This window comes from Brevundimonas sp. (assembly GCF_036399195.1).
In the GTDB taxonomy this organism is placed as follows: domain Bacteria; phylum Pseudomonadota; class Alphaproteobacteria; order Caulobacterales; family Caulobacteraceae; genus Brevundimonas.
Genome location: NZ_DASWNO010000222.1, coordinates 1 through 8,411 on the forward strand (window position 1 = coordinate 1; position 8,411 = coordinate 8,411).

The window sequence follows — 8,411 nt, forward strand, 5'->3', positions numbered from 1 at the left end:
GATGGCCTCTTCGGGGCGGATCGGTTTGGCTTTGGCGGTCATGGCGGCTAAATCCCCGCGACATTCATACGTTCAACCAACATAGGGGCTGCGGCCATGAAACTCGACGGTTCGATCGCGGCGGTGGTGACGGGCGGCGCCTCCGGGCTGGGCGAGGGCACGGCGCGCGCCATTGCGGCGACCGGCGCCAAGGTCGCCCTGTTCGACCTGAACGAAGAAGCGGGCGAGCGCATCGCCGCGGAGATCGGCGGGGTGTTCTGCAAGGTCGACGTCACCGACGACGCCTCGGTCGCGGCCGCCTTCGAAAAGGCCCGCGCCGCCCACGGGCAGGAGCGTCTGACTGTCAACTGCGCCGGCATCGCCACCGGCCAGAAGACCGTCTCGCGCAAGAAGGAAACCGGCGAGATCCGCGCCCACGACATGGCGGCGTTCGAACGCACCGTGCGGGTCAATCTGTTCGGCACCTTCCGGGTCTTGTCGCAGTCGGCGGCGGGTATGGTCACGATGGAGCCGATGACTGACGGCGAGCGCGGCCTGATCGTCAACACCGCCTCCGTCGCGGCGCAGGACGGCCAGATCGGACAGGCCGCCTATTCGGCCTCCAAGGGCGGCGTCTACGCCATGACCCTGCCGGTCGCGCGCGACCTCGCCCAGGAGGGCGTGCGGGTGAACACCATCCTGCCGGGGATCATGTGGACGCCGATGATGGCGGGCATGGACCAGAAGATCCAGGACGCCCTGGCGGCCGCCATCCCCTTCCCGAGCCGTCTGGGCACGCCCGCCGACTACGCCTCGCTGGTGCTGGAGCTGGCCCGCAACGTCTACATCAACGGCGAGTGCATCCGGCTGGACGGGGCGATCCGGTTGGCGCCGCGGTAGGCGGTTCCGATCGCCTTCCTCCGTCCTTCCGGGGCCATGGCCGGCGCAGCCGGACGGGGAACCCGGAATCCAGGGGTGCTCGCCCAGCGCGTCGCGGCGCGGCCTTCGCCGGTGTCCGGTCGCCTGGATTCCGGGCTCCGCTGCGCGGCCCCGGAAGGACGTGGCCCGCCGCTCGAAAAAGAGACTTGCGAGGAGCCGCGCCGCTCCGCTATACGCCCGCCTCCGACTGAAGTGCGGGCGTAGCTCAGTGGTAGAGCACAACCTTGCCAAGGTTGGGGTCGAGAGTTCGAATCTCTTCGCCCGCTCCAGTCGAAGCCCAGGAAGCCCGGTCCCCGTGATCGGGCTTTCCTGCTTTCTGGGCCCGGCTGTGACCGGGCGCGCGCGTCCCTATATACCGCCATGTGGTTGACCCTCGCGGGCCGGCCGCTACGTTCCGCGCGCCTTTGCGCACCACGACCAGACCCGAGAGACACGATGGCCGACGCCGCCTCCTCAACGCCCGCGTATGACGTGGTGATCATCGGCGGCGGGCCGGGCGGCTACAACGCCGCTATCCGGGCCGGACAGCTGGGTCTGAGGGCGGCCTGCGTCGAGATGCGGGGCACGCTGGGCGGCACCTGCCTGAACGTCGGCTGCATGCCGTCCAAGGCGCTGCTGCATGCGTCCGAGCTGTTCGAGGCGGCCAATAGCGAGTTCGCCAAGATCGGCATCGAGGTGCAGCCGAAACTGAATCTCGGCCAGATGCACGCCGCCAAGGACGAGAGCGTCGCCGCCCTGACCAAGGGCATCGAATTCCTGTTCAAGAAGAACAAGGTCGAATGGATCCGCGGCCGGGGCCGCATCGCCGGCAAGGGTCAGGTCGAGGTGACGGCTGCCGACGGCGGCAAGACGGTGCTGGCGGCGAAGAACATCGTCATCGCCACCGGTTCGGAGCCGACGCCGCTGCCGGGCGTGGCGTTCGAACCCGGCCGGGTGGTGGACTCGACCGGCGCTCTGGCGCTAGCGGCGGTCCCGCAGCACCTGATCGTGGTCGGCGCCGGCATTATCGGGCTGGAGCTGGGCTCGGTCTGGCGGCGGCTCGGCGCGAAGGTGACGGTGGTCGAATACCTGGACCGCATCACGCCGGGCATGGATGCCGAGATCGCCAAGAGCTTCCAGCGCGCCCTGACCAAACAGGGCATGACGTTCAAGCTGGGGTCCAAGGTCACGGGCGCGAAAACCGGCCAGGACGGCGTCGAACTGACCGTCGAGCCGGCCGCGGGCGGCGCCGCCGAGACGCTGACGGGCGACGTGGTTCTGGTGGCCATCGGCCGTCGGCCCTACACCGAGGGGCTCGGCCTGGAGACGGTGGGGGTCGAGGCCGACAAGCGCGGCTTCGTCGCCAACGACCATTTCAAGGTGGCCGCCAATGGAGAGGGGGGCGGGGTCTGGGTCATCGGCGACGTCACACATGGCCCGATGCTGGCGCACAAGGCCGAGGAGGACGCGGTCGCCGTGATCGAGCTGATCGCCGGCAAGGCCGGGCACGTCGACTACGACCTGGTGCCGAGCGTGGTCTACACTGCGCCGGAGGTGGCCTGGGTCGGCAAGACCGAGGACCAACTGAAGGCTGAGGGCGTGGCCTACAAGACCGGCAAGTTTCCGTTCAGCGCCAACAGCCGGGCCAAGATCAATCACGAGACCGAGGGTCTGGTGAAGGTGCTGGCCGACGCCGCCACCGACCGGATTCTGGGCGTGCACATCATGGGGCCGCAGGCCGGCGAAATGATTGGCGAGGCCTGCGTGGCCATGGCCTTCGGCGGCGCCTCGGAAGACATCGCCCGCATCTGCCACCCCCACCCGACCCGCTCCGAGGCCGTGAAACAAGCGGCCATGGGCGTCGAGGGCTGGACGATGCAGGCTTGATCAGGCCCTAGCCCAAAAGCTCCACCGCCGCGGTCTGCCGCCGGAGGCCCACCAGGTCGATGGCGTTGGATGGAAAGTCGAGCGTCACCTCCCGGAACCGCCCCAGCAGGTCCGCCCCGATCAGGAGGGCGGGCCGACCCGCCAGGCCCATGGTGCGGAAACAGTGCAGGTCCGCGAACAGCAGCGGCGTGGGGCCGAGCCGCGACGCGCCCAACCTCAGGTCCTCGATACGCAGCAGGTCCGCGGTCAGGCTCTGCCCCGTGACCCCGTAGAGCGGGACCTCTCGGGCGCTCGCCGCGCCTAGGGGCCGGCGCGCGGCGACCGCTCGGGCGAGCGCCAGGTTGCCGATGGAGTATTGCGCGCCGCTGTCGATGAAGGCGGCGACGGGCTGTCCGTCCGCCGTCACCTGGGTGAAAATCATCTGGCCGAACCTTGCTCTGAACGACCGCAGCCTGTGGCGCAGGCGGGTGCCCAGGATCGCGTCGCCTCCCATGGTGATGTGCATGCCCGGCAGGGTCAGGCTAGCGGCGCGCCGGGCGACGTCGAAGCGCAGACGAAAGCTGCCCAGGACGTCGAGACCGAGCAGTCCGTCCGCGCCGAGCTGCTCGCGCGAGAAGACCGGGCAGACCAGGTTTCGGAAACCGTGCCCGCTGAGGCGCAGCCGGCTTATGGCCACCCCTGGCGCGACGCGCGCCTCGGTGATGCCGTGCACCAGCAAGGAGGCGGCAGGGCTCAGCCCCAGCCGGGCGGACAGGGTATCCGCGATGGCCGTCGAGCCCGCGCCGGTGTCGATCACGAAGGTGAATGGGCCGCGACCGTCGATGTAAACGGCCGCGGCGACGCGTGTGAACAGGTTGCTCAGCAGCTGGATCGGCTGCGGAACGTCAGTTGGTCCCGGCTCCTGCGCGGCAACCGGCGCACCCGGAGCCGCGAGGGCGGCGCCCAGACCGGCAAGCATTCCACGACGGTCGAGACCGCTCATGCGCTTCGCGCCTCACGCCCTGCGGCGAACGGGATCAGTGTACGCCCGCGACCCGGATGTTGGCCAGTATGGCGTCAGGCTCTCGGATGCGCGGACGCATACGCTTGCAGCAGTCGCGCCGTGTCCACCGCCGTGTATTTCTGGGTGGTGGAGAGACTGGCGTGGCCGAGCAGCTCCTGGATCGATCGCAGGTCCGCGCCCGCGCCAAGCAGATGGGTGGCGAAGCTGTGACGCAGCGCGTGCGGGGTCGCGGAGGCGGGGAGCCCCAGCCGCCCTCTAAGGCGCTGGACCGTCGCCTGCACATGGCGCGGGCTCAACGGACCGCCGCGACGCGCCCGGAAGAGGGCGTCCGCCGCCTGCAGGGGAAAGGGCTGGGCCTTCAGGTAACCGGCGATCGCTTCGCGCACCGCGGGCAGCACCGACGCCATGCGGGTCTTGCCGCCCTTGCCTGTAACGCGGAGGCTGTCGCCTAGCGGCGTGTCGGCGACGGTCAGCGACAGGCCTTCCGAGATCCGCAGGCCGCAGCCGTAGAGCAGGGTCAGGACCGCCCGGTCCCGAAGACCCTCCCACGGCTCGGCGTCGGGGTCCGCGTATGTTTCGTGCAGGAGCCCCCGCGCCTGATCTTCACTGACGGGCCGAGGCAGGGACGGCTTGATGCGGGGACCGCGCACGAGAGCCAGCTGGGGCGCGGGGGTGGCGCAGCGCCGGTCGAGCCAGCCGTGGAAGGCGCGGATCGCCGACAGGGTCTGGCTGATCGAGCGGGCAGCCAGCGGTCGGTCGCCGCTCCGGCGGTCGGCGAGGTGGGCGCGGACCTCGGCCCCCGTTACCTTGCCCAGATCAGCGAGGGTGGGCGGCTCGCCCCGGTGCTGTTGCAGGAAGGCGAGGTACAGCCGTCCGATGCGGCCGTAGGCCTCCAGCGTATTGGCCGCCAGCCGACGCTCGTGGGCCAGATGCTCCAGCCACGCGGCCAGAGCGGCGTCCGCGGATGCGGTCGCGCCTAGTTCAAGATCGGCCATCGCTCGGCTGTCCGTTCCACCACCCGGGCGATGAAGGCCACCAGCTCGCAGCCCATGGTGGGCGCGAAGCCGTCTTCCTCGGGCGAGCCGAAGGCGCAGATGGCGTGGCGGGCCGGCAGGTCGGAGCCGGGAAACTGCGGCGCCATCCGGATCAGGGCGACCGACTTCACCTCGCCCTCGACCGCGCCGAACAGGTTCAGCCCTTCGAAATTCGGGCCCAGCCAGGTCAGGCCGTGGTCGCCGAGCAGGGCGTCGACACCGCCCGGTTCGAGTCCGCGCCAGCCGAACGGCACCCCGCCGGGCTTCTCCAGCGCGATCGCGGCGCCGGACAGGCCGAACCGGCCCTGGGCCACCGCATCAAGGCGGCGGGCGAGGTCGGAGGGGTTGCGCGCCTCCATCAGGTCCAGCGCCGCGACATGGGTCTGGGTCTGGGCGGCGAAATTGGCTCGGGCCACGGCCTCGATGCGTTTGCGTGCGTCGGCCTCCCGCTCGGCCGCCTCTTCCAGCCGGGTCAGGGCGGCGCGGCCGAACTCGACGACGTTGCGGCCGTGCGGCTTGAGTCCGATCTCTTCCAGCAGGGAACGATCGTCCAGAAGCGTCTGTGGGTGGGCCTGAAGCCAGGCCCGGATGTCGGGCCAGTGCGGCTCGTCCGGCTTGGCGGAAAGGTCAGGCGAAACGCTCACGCACCTCTCCTCGAGGTCAGCAGACAGGCACGGCGAGTCCCCGGGGCGTCGGTCCTAGAGGATCGATTGGCCGGTCTTGCCCCAGTCCGCCAGGAAGGCATCAAGCCCCTTGTCGGTTAACGGGTGTTTGACCAAGGCCTTGAAAACGTCGGCGGGGATGGTCGCCGCGTCGGCTCCGGCGACGGCGGCGGCGCTGACGTGGCCGGGATTCCGCAGCGACGCGGCCAGAATCTGCGTATCGAAGCCGTGGACGTCGTAGAGCACCCGGATTTCCTCCAGCAGGCCGATCCCGTCGGCGCCGTGGTCTTCGAGCCGGCCGACGAAGGGCGAGATGAAGGTGGCGCCCGCCTTGGCCGCCAGCATGGCCTGGGCGGCGGAGAAGCAGAGGGTGACGTTGGTCTTGATCCTCTTGTCCGCGAAGGCGCGGGTCGCGCGCAGCCCGTCCCAGGTCAGGGGCAGCTTCACGACGACGTTGGGGGCGATGGCGGCGAGCTTGTCGCCCTCTCGCACCATGGTCTCGAAGTCGGTCGCCACCGCCTCTGCGGAGATCGGCCCCTCGACGAGGGCGCAAATCTCGGCGATGACCTCGGCGATGTTGCGACCGGACTTGGCGATCAGCGAGGGATTGGTGGTGACGCCGTCCACAAGACCGGTGGGGACCATGTCCTTGATGACGGCGACGTCGGCGGTGTCGAGGAACAGTTTCATGAGCGTCTCTCTAGCGGAGCGGACAGGGCGGTGAAAGTCGCCAGCGTGCTCATCCCCCTGCCGGTTCCCGAAGCCTTTGATTACGAGGTGCCCGAAGGGCTGGAGGTCGTGCGGGGCGATCACGCCGCCGTGCCGCTGGGGCCGAGGCTGGTCCGCGGCGTGGTGGCCGAGGTGCGCGAGACAACCGGTTCCAACCGGCGGCTGAAGGCGATCTCCCATTTGGTGGACGACCCGCGGGTGCCCGCGGGGACGCTGGACTTCATCGAATGGGCCGCACGATGGACGCTGAGCCCGCCCGGCGAGATGGCGGCGGCGGCGCTGAAGGGGCTACGCGCGCCCCGGCCGCGGCCCGAACGGCGGGTGCGGCGGGTCGCGGACCGGGTTCCCGCACGGCCGACCCCGGCGCGCTCGGCGGTGCTCGATGCGCTGGGTAGCCGCTCGATGCCGGGCGCGGAGCTGGCCCGCGCCGCGGGCGTCTCATCGGGCGTGGTCAAGGGCCTGCTGGACGAGGGGGTGCTGGAGACTGTCAAGATCGAGGGCGTCGCGGCCTTCGACGCGCCCGATCCCAACCACGCGCCCGCGTCGCTGAATCTCGATCAGGCGGCGGCGGCGGCGGCGCTCTCGGAGGCCACGGCGCGCGGCGGCTTCGCCCCCTTCCTGCTCGACGGCGTGACCGGCTCGGGCAAGACCGAGGCCTATCTGGAGGCGGCGGCGCGGGTGCTGGCGGCGGAGCCGACGGCGCAGGTGCTGATCCTGCTGCCGGAAATCGCCCTGACCCAGGCGCTGATCGAGCGGATCGCGAGCCGGTTCGGCGCGGCTCCGGCCGAGTGGCATTCCGGCGTGGCCCCGCCCCGGCGCCGTCAGGTGTGGGAGGCGGTGGCCGCCGGACGCTGCAACATCGTGGTCGGCGCGCGTTCGGCCCTGTTCCTGCCTTACGCCAACCTGCGGCTGCTGGTCGTGGACGAGGAGCACGACGGCTCGTTCAAACAGGACGAGGGGCTGGTCTATCACGCCCGCGACCTGGCCGTGGCGCGGGCGCGGATCGAGGGGGCGACGGTGGTCCTGGCGTCGGCCACGCCGTCGCTCGAGACGCTCTGGAACGCGCAGCAGGGCCGCTACGGCTGGCTGAAGCTGACCGCGCGGCATGGCGCGGCGGTGCTGCCGGACATCCGGCTGCTGGACCTCCGTGAGTGCCCGCCCGACCCGCAGACCTGGCTGTCCCAGCCGCTGCGCGAGGCGATCGGCGAGACGCTGCAGCGCGGCGAGCAGACGCTGCTGTTCCTGAACCGGCGGGGCTATGCGCCAGTGGTGCTGTGCCGCGCCTGCGGGCACCGATTGACGGCGCCGGATACCGACAGCTGGTTGGTCGAGCACCGCTACACCGGGCGGCTGGTCTGCCACCTGACCGGCTTCACCATGGCGCGGCCGAGGCACTGCCCGTCCTGCGGCGCGGCGGACTCGCTGGTGCCCGTCGGGCCGGGGGTCGAGCGGGTCGAGGAGGAGGTGCGCCAGCTGTTCCCCGAGGCGCGGACGGCGGTGTTCAGCTCGGACACCGCGCCCGACGGCCGCTCGGCGCGCGCCCTGATCCAGCGCATGGCGGACGGGGAGATCGACATTCTCGTCGCCACCCAGGCGGCGGCCAAGGGGCACAACTTCCCGAACCTGACCCTGGTCGGTGTGGTCGACGCCGATCTGGGCCTGAGGGGCGGCGACCTGCGCGCCGCCGAACGGACCTACCAGTTGCTGACGCAGGCGGCGGGCCGGGCAGGACGGGCCGACCGCCCGGGCCGGGCCATCCTGCAGACCTGGACGCCGGAGCATCCGGTGCTGATCGCGCTGGCGGCCGGCGACCGCGACGCCTTCGTCGAGGCGGAGATGGCGGAGCGCGAGGCGGCGTCCCTGCCGCCCTGGGGCCGGCTGGCGGCGATCATTCTGTCCAGCGAGAACGCCATGGCGGTGGAGAAGACCGCCCGTGATCTGGCCGAGGCCATCCCGAACGCCGAGCGGCTGGAGGTCTACGGCCCCGCCGACGCGCCGCTGGCGCTGGTGCGGGGGCGGCGGCGCAAGCGGCTTTTGGTCCGAGCAGACCGCGACGTTGACCTGCAGGGTTTTCTCAGGGTCTGGCTGGCGCGGGTGAAGGTGCCCGCCTCGGTGCGGCTGTCGGTCGACGTGGACCCGTACAGCTTCCTCTAACGCGGCCCCGTCAGCCGGATCTCGAACAGCTTCGGCCAGTTCTTG

At 70.9% G+C, this 8,411-nt stretch carries 7 protein-coding genes and 1 tRNA gene; 4 read left to right on the forward strand and 4 right to left on the reverse strand.

Features of this window, described 5'->3' with window-relative positions:
- Positions 1-96 precede the first annotated feature (96 nt).
- From VGB60_RS09885 to lpdA, 3 genes are all read left to right on the forward strand, one after another.
- Positions 97-879, forward strand: a complete 783-nt coding sequence (locus tag VGB60_RS09885; RefSeq protein WP_331038095.1) for an SDR family oxidoreductase — start codon at positions 97-99, stop codon at positions 877-879.
- A 233-nt stretch (positions 880-1,112) separates the two neighbouring features.
- Positions 1,113-1,187: transfer RNA gene (locus VGB60_RS09890), tRNA-Gly, on the forward strand.
- Positions 1,188-1,353: 166 nt separating this feature from the next.
- On the forward strand, positions 1,354-2,784 hold the full coding sequence (gene lpdA / locus VGB60_RS09895) for a dihydrolipoyl dehydrogenase (RefSeq protein ID WP_331038096.1): 1,431 nt from the start codon (positions 1,354-1,356) through the stop codon (positions 2,782-2,784).
- 7 nt (positions 2,785-2,791) lie between these two features.
- Here lpdA and VGB60_RS09900 read toward each other — a convergent pair whose 3' ends face one another.
- The 4 genes from VGB60_RS09900 to fsa form a co-directional block, all read right to left on the reverse strand.
- On the reverse strand, positions 2,792-3,766 hold the full coding sequence (locus VGB60_RS09900; protein ID WP_331038097.1) for an aspartyl protease family protein: 975 nt from the start codon (positions 3,764-3,766) through the stop codon (positions 2,792-2,794).
- A gap of 74 nt (positions 3,767-3,840) precedes the next feature.
- Positions 3,841-4,782, reverse strand: coding sequence for a tyrosine recombinase XerC (locus tag VGB60_RS09905; protein ID WP_331038098.1), 942 nt, complete (start codon positions 4,780-4,782; stop codon positions 3,841-3,843).
- A complete protein-coding gene (locus VGB60_RS09910) occupies positions 4,764-5,465 on the reverse strand; it encodes a DUF484 family protein (RefSeq protein WP_331038099.1) in 702 nt (233 codons plus the stop codon). Before VGB60_RS09910 ends, VGB60_RS09905 begins: the two co-directional genes overlap by 19 nt.
- 54 nt (positions 5,466-5,519) lie before the next feature.
- Complete coding sequence (gene fsa, locus VGB60_RS09915) at positions 5,520-6,173, reverse strand: fructose-6-phosphate aldolase (protein WP_331038100.1); 654 nt, start codon at positions 6,171-6,173, stop codon at positions 5,520-5,522.
- Positions 6,174-6,203: 30 nt separating this feature from the next.
- Between fsa and VGB60_RS09920 the strand changes: the two genes are divergently transcribed.
- Positions 6,204-8,366, forward strand: coding sequence for a primosomal protein N' (locus VGB60_RS09920; protein WP_331038101.1), 2,163 nt, complete (start codon positions 6,204-6,206; stop codon positions 8,364-8,366).
- Positions 8,367-8,411 lie beyond the last annotated feature (45 nt).